Origin of the sequence: Pseudonocardia nematodicida (assembly GCF_040105385.1) — a bacterium.
Classification (GTDB): Bacteria; Actinomycetota; Actinomycetes; order Mycobacteriales; family Pseudonocardiaceae; genus Pseudonocardia; species Pseudonocardia nematodicida.
Genome location: NZ_JBEDNQ010000001.1, coordinates 82,689 through 98,154, shown reverse-complemented (window position 1 = coordinate 98,154; position 15,466 = coordinate 82,689). Strand labels below are relative to the sequence as shown.

Here is a 15,466-nt window from a genome sequence, read left to right as displayed (position 1 = left end):
GGGAACGGCCCCTCGGGCGCTGCGACGCGACCGGGCCGCTCCCTCCACCGGGACCGCGTCACGCGGGAACGCGGTCCCGCGAGAGGTCGAGCGCGATGTCGACGATCATGTCCTCCTGGCCGCCGACCAGCCCGCGCCGGCCGACCTCGACGAGGACGTCGCGCGTGTCGAGCCCGTACTCGGCCGCGGCCCGCTCGGCGTGCCGCAGGAAGCTGGAGTAGACGCCCGCGTAGCCCAGGGTCAGGGTTTCCCGGTCCACCCGGACGGCCCTGTCCTGCAGCGGCCGGACGAGATCGTCGGCGGCGTCCTGCAGGGCGAACAGGTCGCAGCCGTGCGTCCAGCCGTGCAGGTCGGCCACGGCGACGAACGCCTCGATCGGGCAGTTCCCGGCACCGGCGCCGTGTCCGGCCAGCGACGCGTCCACCCGGGTGACGCCCTCCTCGACGGCGATCACGGAGTTGGCCACCGACAGCGAGAGGTTCTCGTGCGCGTGGATGCCGAGCTGGGTCGCCGGGTCGAGGACGTCGCGGTAGGCGCGGATCCGGTCGCGGACGCCCGACATCGTCAGCCGGCCGCCGGAGTCGGTGACGTAGACGCAGTGCGCCCCGGCCTCCTCCATGATCTTCGCCTGGGTCGCGAGATCGGCCGCGGGCGCCATGTGCGACATCATCAGGAACCCGGAGACGTCCATCCCGAGCTCGCGGGCCGTGCCGATGTGCTGGATCGCGATGTCGGCCTCGGTGGCGTGGGTGGCCACCCGGACCGAGCGGACGCCCAGGTCGTAGGCCGTGCGGAGATCGTGCAGCGTGCCGATGCCGGGCAGCAGCAGGGTGGTCAGGACCGCCCGGTCGACGGCCTCGGCCGCGGCGGTGATCCACTCCCGGTCGGTGTTGCTGCCGGGCCCGTAGGTGAGGCTCGCGCCGGCCAGACCGTCGCCGTGCGAGACCTCGATGGCGTCGACGCCGGCGGCGTCGAGCGCGGCGGCGATCCGGCCGACGTCGGCGGGGTCCATCCGGTGCCGGACGGCGTGCATGCCGTCCCGCAGGGTCACGTCCTGGATGTAGAGCTGCGTCATCGCGCGGCCTCCGCGGGCTCGGTGGTGCGGGCGGCGAGCTGCTCGGCGGTGCGCAGGGCGGCCGAGGTCATGATGTCGAGGTTCCCGGCGTAGGCGGGCAGGTAGTGCGCCGCGCCCTCGACCTCGAGGAACACCTGCACCTTCCACATCGGACGCGGGGTTCCGGCACGGACGAGGGTGTCCAGGGGTTCGTCGGGCGGCACCGGGGTGATCTGTACCTGCTGCTTGAGCCGGTAGCCGGGCACGTACCGCGCGACCGCGTCGACCATCTCCTCGACCGAGGCGCGGATCGCGCCGGGATCGGCGTCACCGGCCAGGCACAGCACCGTGTCCCGCATGATCATCGGCGGCTCGGCCGGGTTCAGCACGATGATCGCCTTGCCCCGCTCGGCGCCGCCGACCTGCTCGATCGCGGCCGAGGTGGTCTCGGTGAACTCGTCGATGTTGGCCCGGGTGCCGGGACCGGCCGACCGCGACGAGATCGAGGCGACGATCTCGCCGTAGCGGACCGGCGCGACCTTCGCGACCGCGGCGACGATCGGGATCGTCGCCTGGCCGCCGCAGGTCACCATGTTGACGTTCCGGGCGCCGGCGTGGTCGTCGAGGTTCACCGCCGGGACGACGAACGGGCCGATCGCGGCCGGGGTGAGGTCCACCAGGATCTTGCCGTACGGGGCCAGCTTCTCCGCGTTCGCGACGTGCGCCCGCGCCGACGTCGCGTCGAACACGACCCCGATCTCGTCGAAGTTCTCCAGCGCGATCAGGCCGTCGACGCCGTCGGCGGTCGCCGGGACGCCGAGGCGCCGCGCGCGGGCGAGCCCGTCGGACTCCGGGTCGATGCCGACCATCGCGCCCATCGTGAGGGTCTCCGAGAGCCGGATGACTTTGATCATCAGGTCCGAGCCGATGTTGCCGGAGCCGATGATCGCGACCGGGGTGCTCACGCGGCACCTCCGGTGAAGCGCGCGCGGACCTCGCCGAGGCCGGTCAGCGTGGCGGTGAAGGAGTCGCCGGGCGCGACCGGGACCATCGGGCCCAGGGCCCCGGAGAGGATCACCTCACCGGCGCGCAGCGGGGCACCGAACTCGCGCGCCGTGCGGGCGAGCCAGACCAGCGCGGAGATCGGGTCGCCGAGGCAGGCGGCGCCGTTCCCACTGCTCAGGACCTCTCCCCCGGCGCCGGTCAGGGTCATCTCGACGGTCCGCAGGTCGGTGCCGGAGAGCTCGCGGCGGTCGTCGCCGAGCACGTAGAGGCCGCTCGAGGCGTTGTCGGCGACGGTGTCGACGATCGTGATGTCCCACCCGGCGACGCGGCTGTCGACGATCTCGAAGGCCGGGATCACCTGCGCGACGGCCGCGCGGGCGGTTCCGGAGCCGATGTCGCCGGTATCCAGGTCCGTGCCGAGGACGAACGCGATCTCGGCCTCGATCCGCGGCTGGAGCAGGCGTCCGATGTCGATCGGGGTGTCCTGCCCGCAGGCCATGTCGGCGTAGAGCACCCCGAAGTCGGGCTGGTCCACACCCAGTTGGGCCTGCACGGCCGGTGAGGTGAGGCCGATCTTGCGGCCGCTGGTCGTTCGCCCGGCGTCGAGGTGCGCGCGGGTGATCACCGACTGCACGGCGTAGCCGGTCGCGACCGAGACATCGGACAGCCCGGTGCGCACCGGTGCGCACGGAACTCCGGTTCGGGCGGCGTCGAGCAGCTGCTCCGCCGCCGTCCGCACCGCATCGGTGGTGGAAGTGGTCATGGGTCGACCGTGCCCCATCCGGTGCGCGACCATGGCACCGTGCGTTCCACTGTACGAAACGGCCCGTCGATGCTGGGCCGGTCGCTGGGGCTGCTCTCGGCGTTCCGGGCCGGTGAGCCCGAGGTGTCGCTGGCCGAGCTGTCCCGGCGCAGCGGCGTCGCCAAGCCGACCGCGCTGCGGCTGCTCGCCGAACTCGCGCAGTGGTCGATGGTCGAGCGGACGGAGCGCGGGTACCGGCTGGGCCTGCGGCTGTTCGAGCTCGGCCAGACCGTGCCCCGGCAGCGGGACCTGCAGGAGTCCGCGACGCCGTTCCTCGCCGACCTGCACGAGGCGACCGGCGAGACCGTCCACCTGGCCGTCGCGGACGGCGCGGACGTCGTCTACCTGCAGAAACTGGCCGTCGCGGGAGGTCCGAAGATCCCGTCGCTGCTCGGTGGACGGATGCCGGCGCACGCCACCGGCGTCGGCAAGGTGCTGCTGGCGTTCGGGCCGCCGGAGCTGCTGGAGGCGGTGCTCGAGCGTGGGCTCACCCGCCGGGCGCCGCGGACGATCTCCGGCCCGGGGATCCTGCGCGCCCGGCTCGCGGAGATCCGCGGGGCCGGATGGGCGCACGAGCACGAGGAGTCCGGACCGGGGATCGCGTGTGTCGCGGCGCCGGTGCTCGGACCGGACGGCGTCGCGGTGGCCGCGATCTCGATCACGGGATGGTCGAACCGGCTGGTGGCTGCCCGGGTCGTGCCCGCCGTCCGGACCGCGGCGCTCGGGCTGTCGCGGACGATCGGGCACACGGGCCCCGCAGGCTGAGCGACGATCGGCCTCCCGGCGGGCACCCCCTGAACGCGCGGAACCCCCGCCCGTTGGTGTCGAGCGGGGGTTCCACGATGCCTGCCCCGAGTGGGTGCGCCCGGCGGTCAGGCACGCGGACCACGCGGGTCCGCGACGATCTCATTGTGCCGGAGCGCTCCGGCAGACGATCACTTGGCCTTCTCGCCGACCCAGCTCATCAGGCCGCGCAGCTTCTCGCCGACGACCTCGATCGGGTGCTCCTGGCCCTGCTGCTGGAGCTTGGTGAAGTTCGGACGACCCTGCTCGTCCTCGGTCACCCACTCCTGCGCGAAGCGCCCGTCCTGGATCTCGGCCAGGATCTGCTTCATGTTCTCCTTGGTCTCCGGGGTGATCACCCGCGGGCCGCGGGTGAGGTCGCCGTACTCGGCGGTGTCGGAGATGGAGAAGCGCTCGTTGGCGATGCCGCCCTCGTACATGAGGTCGACGATCAGCTTGAGCTCGTGCAGGCACTCGAAGTACGCGACCTCGGGGGCGTAGCCGGCCTCGGTGAGCACCTCGAAACCGGTCTGCACCAGCGCCGCGGCACCGCCGCAGAGGACGGCCTGCTCACCGAACAGGTCGGTCTCGGTCTCCTCCTTGAAGGTGGTCTCGATGACGCCCGCGCGGGCGCCGCCGATCCCGGCCGCGTAGGAGAGCGCGAGCTCCTTGGCGTTGCCCGAGGCGTCCTGCTCGACCGCGATCAGGGCCGGCACGCCCTTGCCGTCGACGAACTGGCGGCGCACCAGGTGGCCCGGCCCCTTCGGCGCGACCATCGCCACGTCGACGTCGGCCGGGGGCTTGATCAGGTCGTACCGGATGTTGAAGCCGTGCCCGAAGAACAGCGCGTCACCGGACTTGAGGTTCGGCGCGATGTCCTCGGCGTAGATGAAGCGCTGCTTGGTGTCCGGCGCCAGGACCATGATCAGGTCGGCCCAGGCGGAGACCTCGGCCGGCGTGCCGACCTCGAGGCCCTCGTCGGCGGCCTTCTGCCGGGACTTCGAGCCCTCCGGCAGACCGATCTTCACCTCGACCCCGGAGTCGCGCAGGGACAGCGAGTGCGCGTGCCCCTGGGAGCCGTAGCCGATCACCGCGACCTTGCGGCCCTGGATGATCGACAGGTCGGCGTCGGCGTCGTAGTAGATGTTGACACTCATGGCTTCGCGGAAGTTCCTCTCGGGTTCGACGTGCGGGGTCTGTCTAGCGGACTGCGGCCGCGGTGATGGAGCGGGGGCCGCGCCCGACCGCGACCATCCCCGACTTGACCATCTCGCGGATCCCGTAGGGCTCCAGCATCCGCAACAGCGCGTTGAGCTTGTCGTCGGTGCCGGTGGCCTCGACCGTGACGGCCTCCGGGGAGACGTCCACGACCTTGGCCCGGAACAGCTGCACGGTCTCCAGGACCTGGCTGCGCACGGTGGCGTCGGCCCGGACCTTGACCAGCAGCAGTTCCCGCTGCACCGAGGACTCCGGCTCCAGCTCCACGATCTTGATGACGTGGATCAGCTTGTTCAGCTGCTTGGTGACCTGCTCCATCGGGAGCTCGTCGACCTCGACGACGATCGTCATCCGGGACACGTCCGGGTGCTCGGTCGGCCCGACCGCCAGCGAGTTGATGTTGAACCCACGGCGGGAGAACAGCCCGGACACCCGGGCCAGGACGCCGGGCTTGTCCTCGACGAGGACGGACAGCGTGTGCAGCTCGCTCACTGGTCGGACTCCAGGGCCTTCTCGGTCATCTCGCCGACGTCGTCCACCGACGCAGCCAGCTCGTCGTTGTCGAACTCGGGCCGGATGTCGCGGGCCACCTTGATCTCGTCGTTGCCCATCCCGGCGGCCACCATCGGCCAGACCTGGGCGTCGGCACCGACCACGAACTCGACGACGACCGGCCGGTCGTCGATCTCCATCGCCTGGTGGATGACCCGGTCGACGTCCTCGGCGGACTCGCAGCGGATCCCGACGCACCCCATCGCCTCGGCCAGCATCGGGAAGTCCGGGATGCGCAGCTTGTGGGTGTTGAGGTCGGTGTTGGAGTACCGCTCGCCGTAGAACAGGTTCTGCCACTGGCGGACCATGCCCAGGTTGCCGTTGTTGATCACGGCGACCTTGATCGGGATGCCCTCGATGGCGCAGGTGGCGAGCTCCTGGTTGGTCATCTGGAAGCAGCCGTCGCCGTCGATGCACCAGACGACCGTGTCCGGCTCGCCGACCTTGGCGCCCATCGCGGCCGGCACCGCGTAGCCCATCGTGCCCAGGCCGCCGGAGTTCAGCCAGGTCCGCGGCTTCTCGTACCTGACGAACTGCGCCGCCCACATCTGGTGCTGCCCGACGCCGGCGGCGTAGATCGCGTCCGGTCCGGCGATCGCGCCGATCCGGGAGATCACGTACTCCGGCGACAGCGAGCCGTCGGCCGGCTCGGTCCAGCCCAGCGGGTACCGGTCGCGCAGCCCGCCGACCTGGCGCCACCAGCCCGACAGGTCGGGTTCGCCGTGCTCGGCGCGGTCGGCCCGGACCGTCTCGATCAGCTCGGTGAGCACCTCGCGGCAGTCCCCGACGATCGGGACGTCGGCCCGGCGGTTCTTCGAGATCTCCGCCGGGTCGATGTCGGCGTGCACGACCTTCGCGCCGGGCGCGAAGCTGTCCAGCTTGCCGGTGACCCGGTCGTCGAACCGGGATCCGAGAGCGACGAGCAGGTCGGACCGCTGCATCGCCGCGACCGCGGCGACGGTGCCGTGCATGCCGGGCATCCCGAGGTGCTGCGGGTGGCTGTCCGGGAAGACACCGCGCGCCATCAGGGTGGTGACCACCGGCGCGCCGGTCAGCTCGGCCAGCTCCTTGAGCTCCGCGGCCGCCTCGGCCTTGAGCACACCGCCCCCGACGTAGAGCACCGGCTTGCGGGACTCGCGGATCAGCCGGGCTGCCTCGCGGATCTGCTTGCCGTGCGGCCGGGTCGTCGGCCGGTAGCCGGGCAGCTGCAGCTCCGGGGGCCAGGAGAACGTGGTCTGCTCCTGCAGCACGTCCTTCGGGATGTCCACCAGGACCGGGCCGGGCCGGCCGGTGGACGCCAGGTGGAAGGCCTCGGCGATCGCCCGCGGGATCTCCGCCGGGTCGGTCACCAGCATGTTGTGCTTGGTCACCGGCAGGGTGATGCCGGTGATGTCGGCTTCCTGGAAGGCGTCGGTGCCGATCAGCGGCCGGGTCTGCTGACCCGTGATGGCCACCAGCGGGACCGAGTCCATGTGCGCGTCGGCGATCGGGGTGACCAGGTTGGTCGCGCCCGGCCCGGACGTCGCCATGCAGACCCCGACCTTGCCGGTGGCCTGCGCGTAGCCGGTCGCGGCGTGTCCGGCACCCTGCTCGTGCCGGACGAGGATGTGCCGGACCCGCGTCGAGTCCAGCAGCGGGTCGTAGGCCGGCAGGATCGTGCCGCCGGGGAGCCCGAAGACGACCTCGCAGCCGATCTCCTCGAGCGAGCGCACGAGGGACTGGGCGCCGGTCGCGGGCTCGTCGACGATCCGCGGACCGGGGACTCCTGCGTCGGTGCGGGTGGCTGCCGGGGAGTCCGCGCGGCTCGTCGGAACCGACGCGGAGCGACCGGGGGGCGGACCCGGCTTGGGGCCGGTCGACCCGGAACGGGAGGGGGCGGTGGTCATCTGGGCTCTGCCTCGCTGGAGATCGGTCGATCAGATGCGGAACCGTGCTGGCTGTGTCGAAACACAAAAAAGCCCTCGCCGCCCGGTGCTCCGGGCGCTGCGAGGGTGAGCGCGTCGTCGTTCGAGTGCGTTCGACTCAGGCGACGACGCGCCCGGGAAGTACGAGAATTCGAACGGCGAACATGGCAGCGACGCTAGCACGGTCGGCGCGTACGACGTCAATCGACCCTCCCCGTCCGTGGCGGGCACACTCCCCGCCCGGTGTCACACTGGAGCACGTGAGCAGCACCGACGACCGCGAGACCGCCGCTCCGGCACCCGACCCCTCGGAGTCCCCCGTGCCCACCCCCGTGCCGGATCTCGGCTCGACGCCGGTGGTGCGGGACGAGGGCCGCAAGGTCCGCGACGGGAACCGCCGCCTGGTGTTCAAGCACTCCCGGCTGACCATCTTCGCCGCGCTCGTCGCGACCGTCGGCGCGACACCGCTGATCTTCAGTCTGCCGTGGTTCTGGCTGATCCTCGTCGTGCCGGTCGCGGTCATCGCGTTCGTCCTGCGGGTCCGGACGACGGTGGACCCGGACACCGTGGCCGTCCGGTCCGCGACCGGGTCACGGAGCCTGGCGTGGAACGACGTCCAGGGGCTCAAGCTGGGCAAGCGGTCCTCGGTGAGCGCGGTGCTGGCCGACGACAGCGAGGTGGCGCTGCCCGCCGTGCACGTCCGGGACCTCCCCGCACTCGCCGCCGCGAGCGGCGGCCGCTTCGCCGACCCCGTCGCCGACGCCGGCTGACCTCCGGCCCGGCGCCTCGTGCGCCGTCGGCCCCGGTGTTCCGCGTCCGGGCGCCGCCGCACAGGCTGTCGTCGCGCCGCACACGCCGTGACCTGTGCGGCGCGGCCGGAACCTGTGCGGCACGGAGGCGTGCGCGGCGTCGGGCCGTGCACGGGGAACGGCGGTGGAGCGCGTACGGTTGGTGTCGATCAGCACGCGCGTGCGCGGGGCGCGACCCACCCCGCCGTCGTCGGTGTGCCGAACCCGCCCGGCGCGCGCGCCCACCACCTCCGCGACGCCCCGCCCGGCCGCACGCCTGTCCGAGGACTCGACCCGGTTGGAGAGCCGCACCATGCCCGCCCTGCGTTCCCGCGTCACCACCCACGGCCGCAACGCCGCCGGAGCGCGCTCGCTCTGGCGCGCCACCGGCATGGGCGACGACGACTTCGGCAAGCCGATCGTCGCGATCGCCAACTCCTACACCCAGTTCGTGCCCGGGCACGTGCACCTCAAGGACATGGGCGACCTCGTCGCGGGTGCGGTGAAGGAGTCCGGCGGGATCGCGCGGGAGTTCAACACGATCGCCGTCGACGACGGCATCGCCATGGGCCACGGCGGGATGCTCTACTCGCTGCCCTCGCGCGAGATCATCGCCGACGCCGTCGAGTACATGGTCAACGGGCACGCCGCCGACGCGCTGGTCTGCATCTCCAACTGCGACAAGATCACGCCCGGCATGCTGAACGCCGCGATGCGGCTGAACATCCCGACCGTCTTCGTCTCCGGCGGGCCGATGGAGGCCGGCAAGGCGGTCGTCGTCGGCGGGGTCGCGCAGGCGCCCACCGACCTGATCACCGCGATCGCCGCGTCCGCGTCGTCCGAGGTGGACGACGAGGGTCTGTCCGAGGTGGAGCGTTCGGCCTGCCCGACCTGCGGGTCCTGCTCGGGCATGTTCACCGCGAACTCGATGAACTGCCTGACCGAGGCGCTCGGGCTCTCGCTGCCGGGCAACGGCTCCACGCTGGCGACGCACGCCGCGCGCCGCGAGCTGTTCCTGAACGCCGGGCGCACCGTCATGGACCTGGCCACCCGCTGGTACCGCGACGACGACGCGTCGGCCCTGCCGCGCAACATCGCGACCCGCGAGGCGTTCGAGAACGCGATGGCCCTCGACGTCGCCATGGGCGGCTCGACCAACACCGTGCTGCACATCCTCGCCGCCGCGCAGGAGGGCGAGGTCGACTTCACCCTCGCCGACATCGACGCGATCTCGCGCCGGGTGCCGTGCCTGTCCAAGGTGGCGCCGAACTCGGACTACCACATGGAGGACGTCCACCGGGCCGGCGGAATCCCCGCGCTGCTGGGCGAGCTCTGGCGGGCCGGGCTGCTGAACGAGCGCGTGCACACCGCGCACTCGCCGACGCTGGCGCAGTGGCTGACCGAGTGGGACATCCGCTCCGGGTCGCCCTCGGAGACCGCGGTCGAGCTCTACCACGCCGCGCCCGGCGGGGTCCGGACCACGCAGGCGTTCTCCACCGAGAACCGCTGGTCGTCGCTGGACACCGACGCCGCCGGTGGCTGCATCCGCGACCTCGAGCACGCCTACTCCGCCGACGGTGGCCTGGCCGTGCTGCGCGGCAACCTCGCCCTCGACGGCGCAGTGATCAAGACCGCGGGCATCCCGGAGGACATCTGGGAGTTCGAGGGCCCGGCCGTCGTCCTGGAGAGCCAGGAGGACGCGGTCTCCGCGATCCTCAAGAAGGAGATCAAGCCCGGCGACGTCCTGGTCATCCGCTACGAGGGCCCCTCCGGCGGACCGGGGATGCAGGAGATGCTGCACCCGACCGCGTTCCTCAAGGGCGCCGGGCTCGGCAAGACCTGCGCGCTGATCACCGACGGCCGGTTCTCCGGCGGGTCCTCGGGCATCTCGGTCGGGCACATCTCCCCCGAGGCCGCCGCGGGCGGCGTGATCGGGCTGGTGGAGACCGGTGACCGGGTGCGGCTCGACGTCCGGGCCCGCTCGCTGGAGCTGCTGGTCGACGCCGAGGTGCTCGCCGAGCGCCGCGCCAAGATGGAGGCCAGCGAGCGGCCCTGGCAGCCGGTCGACCGGCAGCGCACCGTGTCGAAGGCCCTGCGCGCCTACGCGCACCTCGCGACGAGCGCCGACACCGGCGCCGTCCGCCGCATTCCCTGATCTGCTCCCTCGCCCCACCCCCTTCCTTCCACCCTCCCACTCATGACGCTTTAGTTCGGCCATGCCGAACTAAAGCGTCATGAGTCGGGCCCGGAGGGGCCGCGGAGGAGCCCCGGAGGGGCCGCGGCGGGGATAGCGTGGGGCATATGGCTATCGGGATGCGGCAGCTGGGGGATCTCACCGTCTCCGCGCAGGGGCTCGGGTGCATGGGCATGTCCCAGAGCTACGGCTCCGGCGACGAGGCCGAATCGATCGCGACGATCCACCGGGCACTCGACCTCGGCGTCACGCTGCTGGACACGGCGAACGTCTACGGCGCGGGTGCCAACGAGGAGCTCGTCGGCCGGGCGATCGCCGACCGCCGCGACCGGGTGGTGCTCGCGACGAAGTTCGGGATCGTCCGCGACGCCGACGGCAACCAGTCCGCGCAGGGCGACCCCACCTATGTACGGACGTGTGTCGAGGAGTCGCTGCGCCGGCTCGGCGTCGAGCACATCGACCTCTACTACCAGCACCGGGTCGACCCGGACACGCCGATCGAGGAGACCGTCGGTGCGCTCGTCGAGCTGATCGACTCGGGGAAGATCCGGTACTACGGGCTCTCCGAGTGCGGAGCCGAGACGGTGCGGCGCGCGCACGCCGTGCACCCGCCGGCCGCGGTGCAGTCGGAGTGGTCGCTGTGGACCCGCGGCATCGAGGACTCGGTGGCGCCGACCTGCGCCGAGCTCGGGGTCGGCGTCGTGCCGTTCTCCCCGCTCGGCCGCGGCTTCCTGACCGGTGCGATCACCTCGACCGGCCAGTTCGGCGAGGGCGACATGCGCCGCGGGCTGCCCCGGTTCTCCGACGACAACCTGGCCGCGAACCTCGCCATCGTCGACGCTCTGCGCGCGATCGCCGAGCGGCGCGGCGACGGCGTCACGCCCGGGCAGCTCGCGCTGGCCTGGGTGCAGGGCCGCGGGGAGCACGTCGTCCCGATCCCGGGGACGAAGCGGCGCAGCTACCTGGAGCAGAACGTGGCCGCCGCGGAGCTGGCGCTGTCCGATGCAGAGCTCGCCGAGATCGAGGCCGCCGCGCCGGCGGGCGCGGTCGCGGGTGATCGCTACCCGGCCCATCTGCAACGCAACGTGGGCCGCTGACCCTCGGGCTCACGCGCCGAAGGACACGGCAGCGCGGTTCCGGGCGCCCGCCACGGCGGCGGCGTCCCCCTCGACGACCCGCCGCTCGCCGTCCGCACCGACATGTCGCTCAGGGCGAGTCGTCGATCTCGGGGCGACCGTGGTCTGCATCTCGGCGCGGGGCGGACCGGGGCTCGGCGTGACCCTCAGTCGCGGCGGGCGGAGACGATCGCCTCGCCCAGCTCGTCCAAAGCCGCCGACGCGACCGCGACCATCGACGCGACGCGCTCGGGACTCTGGTGGTCCGCGGCGAACGACAGGTACTGCACGTGCGCCTGCGCCCTGGCCCACGCCGTCTCCATGGCGATCATCAAGGGTGGGTCCGGCGCTCCGAGCGCGGCGTGCAGGGTCTCGCGGTAGACGTCCGGGACGGGATCGGCCGGCGCGTCGGCGGGACCGTCCGGTGACGGGGCGGCAAGCACGGCCCCGTCCAGCGACCCCGGGGCGACGCGGGCGTTGCCCCAGTCCAGCAGCACCGCACCCTCCGGTCCGACGTGCACGTTCCCGCGGTGCGCGTCGGCGTGGCACAGGGTCCGGGGCAGCGCCGCCAGCGCGATGGCGGCCCGCCCGTCCTCCGCCCACGAGCCGACGACCTCGCCGGCGGCGCCCATCCCGGCGCCCTCCAGCGCCAGCGAGGCGAACCCGCACAGCCCGGCCCACCAGCCGAGGTCGACGACCGGCAGCCCGCGCGGCCGGTTCTTCCGCCAGTGCGCGTGCACCAGCGCCAGGGTCCGCCAGACCTCGTCCGGGACCGGCTCCCCGGCTCGCAGCGGGCTACCCGGCTCGTGGGCGAGCACGACCCAGCCCTCGCCCGAGGCGAGCATCCGGGGCACCCGCACCGGGCCGTTGACGACCCCGACCGCCCGCAGCGCCGCGGCCTCCTCCGGCCCGGACTCCTTCAGCACGACCGAGCTGCCGTCGTCCAGGTCGATCCGCTCGACGCCCGGGGAGGCGTAGCCACCGGCCAGCGTCTCCCGGCCGGAGATCCGTACCTCGCGGCGCAGCCGCTTCCCGAGCGGACCCAGCCAGAGCTCGTCGGGAACCGTCATCGGCGCAGCACGAACAGCACCAGCAGCGCCACACCCACCCCGAGGACCAGCGCCAGCACCGCCCACGGCAGCGGCCGGCGCTGGTAGGTCCGGCCGGCGTCCAGCGCGATCCGGCCGGCCCCGGCGAACACCAGTGCCGCCGCGCCGCCGCCGAGCAGCAGGTCGAGCTCGAGGGAGTTCGGGCCGTCGGCGGCGAACAGCGGCACCGTCGGTCCGGCCGGGCCGATGGCCAGCACGATCGCGGCGATCTTCGTGGCGAGCAGGCCGGCCGCGACGAACGGCGTCAGCACACCGATCACGAGGGCCACGCCGAGCACCAGCTGGCCGACGCCCAGCACCCAGGCCAGCGGCAGGGCGAACGCCTCGAATCCGGCGCCGGCCAGCGCGTCGGCGGTCGCGTCGATCCCGGGCCCGCCGAGCAGGCCGAACACCTTCTGCGCGCCGTGCGCGGCGAAGACCCCGCCGACGACGATCCGGAGGATCAGCAGGCCGATGTCCGACGAGACGTGCGCCGGAACCGGCATCCGCTCCGGTCGGGTCCGCTCCGCCGGTTCATCGCCGGAGATGCTGCCCCAGTCGTACTGCTGTGTCGGCCCGCTCATGAGCACGGACCCTACCGGCGACGCGCCCGTCCACCTGCGGGTTTCCCCCGGCGCGTCCCTAGTAGGCCCCGGTCACCAGGTTCGGGGGCTGCTCCCCGCGGGCGAACACCGCGAGCTGCTCGGCGGCGACACCGAACGCCCGGCGCATCGCCAGCGGCACGCTGCCGCCGACGTGCGGGGTCAGCAGCAGGCCCGGCGCGGCGAACAGCGGGTGCCCCTCGGGGAGCGGCTCGGGGTCGGTCACGTCGACCGCGGCCCGGATCCGGCCGGAGCGCAGCTCGGCGAGCAGCGCGTCGGTGTCGCAGACCGGGCCGCGGGCGCCGTTCACCAGCAGGGCACCGTCGGGCATCGCGGCCAGGAACTCGGCGTCGACCATGCCCCGGGTCTCGTCGGTGAGCGGGACGATCAGCACGGTCGCGTCGTGCTCGGGCAGCAGCGACGGCAGCTCCTCCCAGCCGTGCACACCCTCGCGCGCGGTCCGGCCGACCATCGTCGTCTCCACCTCGAAGGGCGCCAGCCGGGCGGCGGTCTTCTCGCCGACGTCGCCGGCCCCGACGATGAGGATCTTCTTGCCCGCCAGCTCCTCGGTCTGGTGGTAGTCCCAGACACCGCGGTCCTGGGCGCGGACGAACCGGTCCAGGTGCCGGTAGACGGCCAGCAGCACCGACACCACCCACTCCGCGGTGGCGCCGCCGTGCGCACCGCGGCCGTCGGAGAGCGCGACGCCCTCGCGCAGCTGCCCGATCCACGCCTCGGCCCCGGCGGTGAGCAGCTGGACGAGCTCCAGCTGCGGCATCTTCTCGGTCAGCGCGACCTGCTCCGACGCGGCCAGGAACCCGGGGATCATCACGCGGGCGGTGGCGGCCTCGTCCGGCAGCGGCCCGGACGGGTCGTAGAGGACGGGGTGCAGACCGTCCACCTCGGACAGGATCTCGACCCCCACCTCGAGCGGGACCAGGACGGTGACGGGTGCGTCGGATCGTTCGGTGCTCACGCCTGCGGACCGTACTCACCGGGCGCTCACCTCGCCCCGCCTAGCCTGGCGGATCGTGAGGGCCCGGCTGCTGCTGATCGTCGTGGCGCTGCTGCTCGTCAGCGGCTGTGCGACGTTCCCGGACGCGGGGGCCCGGGAGTGGCGACCGCAGCCCGAGGGCGAGGGCGAGCTGGGCGGCCCGCCGGCGATCGCGCCGAGCGAGGAGCCGACGCCGTCGCCACCCCCGCCGGGCCCGCCCGGGCAGTCCGCACCGCAGCGTCCGGCCGGGCCCTGCGAGGACCCGGATCCGCAGGTCGTCGCCGCGTGCCTGGGGCCGGTCGGCGCGGTGGCGGTGCTGCCGACCGCCGACGCGGCGCTCGTCGCGGAACGCCGGACGGGGCGGGTCCTGCAGGTCCGGCGCGGCGAGGACCCGCGGGAGATCGCGACCGTGCCGGTCGATCCGCAGACCGGTGTGCACGGGCTGGTGCTCTCCCCCGGCTACGCCGAGGACCGCCTGGTCTACGTGTTCGCCGGCACCCCCGGGGGCGGCCAGGTCCTGCGGATCGCGCCGGGCGAGACACCGAAACCGGTACTCACCGGCCTGCCGAACACCCCTGGCGGCGGGCTCGCGATCGACGCCGACGGGTCGTCGCTGCTCGTCGCGACCGGTGCCGGCGAGGGCCCGCTCGCGGGCGCGGTGCTGCGGATCGACACCCTCGGCCGCCCGGCTCCGGGCAACCCCGACCCCGGATCCCCGGTGCTGGCCCGCGGCCTGACCGATCCCGGCGGGGTCTGCGTCGACCACGCGGCGCGCACGGTCTGGGTGACCGACCGCGCGCCCGGCCGGGACCTGCTCCACCGGGTCGTCCCGGGCACCCTCGGGGCGCCGGCGTGGACCTGGCCGGAGCGGCCGGGCGTCAGCGGGTGCACGGTGCTGCCCGGCACGGTCGTCGTCGGTCAGCAGGCGGGCGAGGCCTTGTTCCTGCTCACCCCGGGGCGCGGGGGCACCTTCACCGGCGCGCCCACCGCGGTGCTGCAGGGCACCTACGGCGCCATCGGGGAGGTCACCGTCGCGCCGGACGGCCTGCTGTGGCTGGGCACGGTCAACCAGGACGCTCCCGACCCCGGCCCCAACGACGACCGCGTGATCCGGATCCAGCCCCCCACCGGCGGCGGCGAGTCCGCGATCTGACCCGTGCGCCCGGCCGCGCCGAGGTGAGCAGAGCAGAGCGACGCCGAGGGGCACACCAGCGTTGCCGGCGCAAGATCGAACAACTCCCCTGTACCCCTCACCGGGTGGACCGCGGCTGCCGGGCACATCGGGCGCGGTTGCGGCCGGCCGCCCGGCCGGAGTCACGCGGACACCCCTTGACAGGTTTTCTCCATCATTTTTAGATATTCCCGGC

The 15,466-nt window shown here is 73.3% G+C and carries 14 protein-coding genes; 5 read left to right on the top strand and 9 right to left on the bottom strand.

Going from position 1 to position 15,466, the window contains the following annotated elements; translation table 11 throughout:
• Nucleotides 1-58: 58 nt before the first annotated feature.
• Genes dmpG through WIS52_RS00435 form a run of 3 tightly spaced genes read right to left on the bottom strand, consistent with a single transcriptional unit; the run spans nucleotide 59 to nucleotide 2,822 of the window.
• Nucleotides 59-1,075, bottom strand: a complete 1,017-nt coding sequence (gene dmpG, locus WIS52_RS00445) for a 4-hydroxy-2-oxovalerate aldolase (RefSeq protein ID WP_349296019.1) — start codon at nucleotides 1,073-1,075, stop codon at nucleotides 59-61.
• Nucleotides 1,072-2,019 (bottom strand): acetaldehyde dehydrogenase (acetylating), encoded by a 948-nt coding sequence (locus tag WIS52_RS00440; protein WP_349296018.1) that lies wholly within the window; start codon nucleotides 2,017-2,019, stop codon nucleotides 1,072-1,074. The genes dmpG and WIS52_RS00440 overlap by 4 nt, the downstream gene beginning before the upstream one ends.
• The gene (locus WIS52_RS00435; protein ID WP_349296017.1) at nucleotides 2,016-2,822 is read right to left on the bottom strand and encodes a 2-keto-4-pentenoate hydratase; all 807 of its coding nucleotides are present in this window, start codon (nucleotides 2,820-2,822) and stop codon (nucleotides 2,016-2,018) included. The genes WIS52_RS00440 and WIS52_RS00435 overlap by 4 nt, the downstream gene beginning before the upstream one ends.
• 39 nt (nucleotides 2,823-2,861) lie before the next feature.
• Here WIS52_RS00435 and WIS52_RS00430 point away from each other — a divergent pair, with 39 nt between their 5' ends.
• Nucleotides 2,862-3,626, top strand: a complete 765-nt coding sequence (locus WIS52_RS00430) for an IclR family transcriptional regulator (protein WP_349296016.1) — start codon at nucleotides 2,862-2,864, stop codon at nucleotides 3,624-3,626.
• Between the two features lie 170 nt (nucleotides 3,627-3,796).
• Here the strand turns inward: WIS52_RS00430 and ilvC are convergent, their stop codons facing one another.
• The 3 genes from ilvC to WIS52_RS00415 are packed head-to-tail and all read right to left on the bottom strand — an operon-like array spanning nucleotide 3,797 to nucleotide 7,300.
• Nucleotides 3,797-4,801, bottom strand: a complete 1,005-nt coding sequence (gene ilvC / locus WIS52_RS00425) for a ketol-acid reductoisomerase (RefSeq protein WP_349296015.1) — start codon at nucleotides 4,799-4,801, stop codon at nucleotides 3,797-3,799.
• Between the two features lie 43 nt (nucleotides 4,802-4,844).
• Nucleotides 4,845-5,354, bottom strand: a complete 510-nt coding sequence (gene ilvN, locus WIS52_RS00420; RefSeq protein WP_349296014.1) for an acetolactate synthase small subunit — start codon at nucleotides 5,352-5,354, stop codon at nucleotides 4,845-4,847.
• Nucleotides 5,351-7,300, bottom strand: a complete 1,950-nt coding sequence (locus WIS52_RS00415; protein WP_349296013.1) for an acetolactate synthase large subunit — start codon at nucleotides 7,298-7,300, stop codon at nucleotides 5,351-5,353. Before WIS52_RS00415 ends, ilvN begins: the two co-directional genes overlap by 4 nt.
• 278 nt (nucleotides 7,301-7,578) lie before the next feature.
• Between WIS52_RS00415 and WIS52_RS00410 the strand changes: the two genes are divergently transcribed.
• From WIS52_RS00410 to WIS52_RS00400, 3 genes are all read left to right on the top strand, one after another.
• Nucleotides 7,579-8,088: a PH domain-containing protein gene (locus WIS52_RS00410; protein ID WP_349296012.1), complete on the top strand. Its 510-nt coding sequence runs from the start codon at nucleotides 7,579-7,581 to the stop codon at nucleotides 8,086-8,088.
• Nucleotides 8,089-8,419: 331 nt separating this feature from the next.
• Complete coding sequence (gene ilvD, locus WIS52_RS00405) at nucleotides 8,420-10,261, top strand: dihydroxy-acid dehydratase (protein ID WP_349296011.1); 1,842 nt, start codon at nucleotides 8,420-8,422, stop codon at nucleotides 10,259-10,261.
• 146 nt (nucleotides 10,262-10,407) lie between these two features.
• Nucleotides 10,408-11,397 (top strand): aldo/keto reductase, encoded by a 990-nt coding sequence (locus tag WIS52_RS00400; RefSeq protein ID WP_349296010.1) that lies wholly within the window; start codon nucleotides 10,408-10,410, stop codon nucleotides 11,395-11,397.
• 185 nt (nucleotides 11,398-11,582) lie between these two features.
• On the opposite strand, the gene WIS52_RS00395 is transcribed toward WIS52_RS00400, so the two are convergent.
• From WIS52_RS00395 to WIS52_RS00385, 3 genes are read right to left on the bottom strand one after another with little or no spacing between them, the layout of a single operon-like run.
• The gene (locus tag WIS52_RS00395) at nucleotides 11,583-12,485 is read right to left on the bottom strand and encodes an aminoglycoside phosphotransferase family protein (protein WP_349296009.1); all 903 of its coding nucleotides are present in this window, start codon (nucleotides 12,483-12,485) and stop codon (nucleotides 11,583-11,585) included.
• Nucleotides 12,482-13,087, bottom strand: a complete 606-nt coding sequence (locus tag WIS52_RS00390; RefSeq protein ID WP_349296008.1) for a DoxX family protein — start codon at nucleotides 13,085-13,087, stop codon at nucleotides 12,482-12,484. Before WIS52_RS00390 ends, WIS52_RS00395 begins: the two co-directional genes overlap by 4 nt.
• Before the next feature lie 58 nt (nucleotides 13,088-13,145).
• Nucleotides 13,146-14,081 (bottom strand): 2-hydroxyacid dehydrogenase, encoded by a 936-nt coding sequence (locus WIS52_RS00385; protein WP_349296007.1) that lies wholly within the window; start codon nucleotides 14,079-14,081, stop codon nucleotides 13,146-13,148.
• A gap of 55 nt (nucleotides 14,082-14,136) precedes the next feature.
• Between WIS52_RS00385 and WIS52_RS00380 the strand changes: the two genes are divergently transcribed.
• Nucleotides 14,137-15,252 (top strand): PQQ-dependent sugar dehydrogenase, encoded by a 1,116-nt coding sequence (locus tag WIS52_RS00380; protein ID WP_349296006.1) that lies wholly within the window; start codon nucleotides 14,137-14,139, stop codon nucleotides 15,250-15,252.
• Nucleotides 15,253-15,466: the final 214 nt, after the last annotated feature.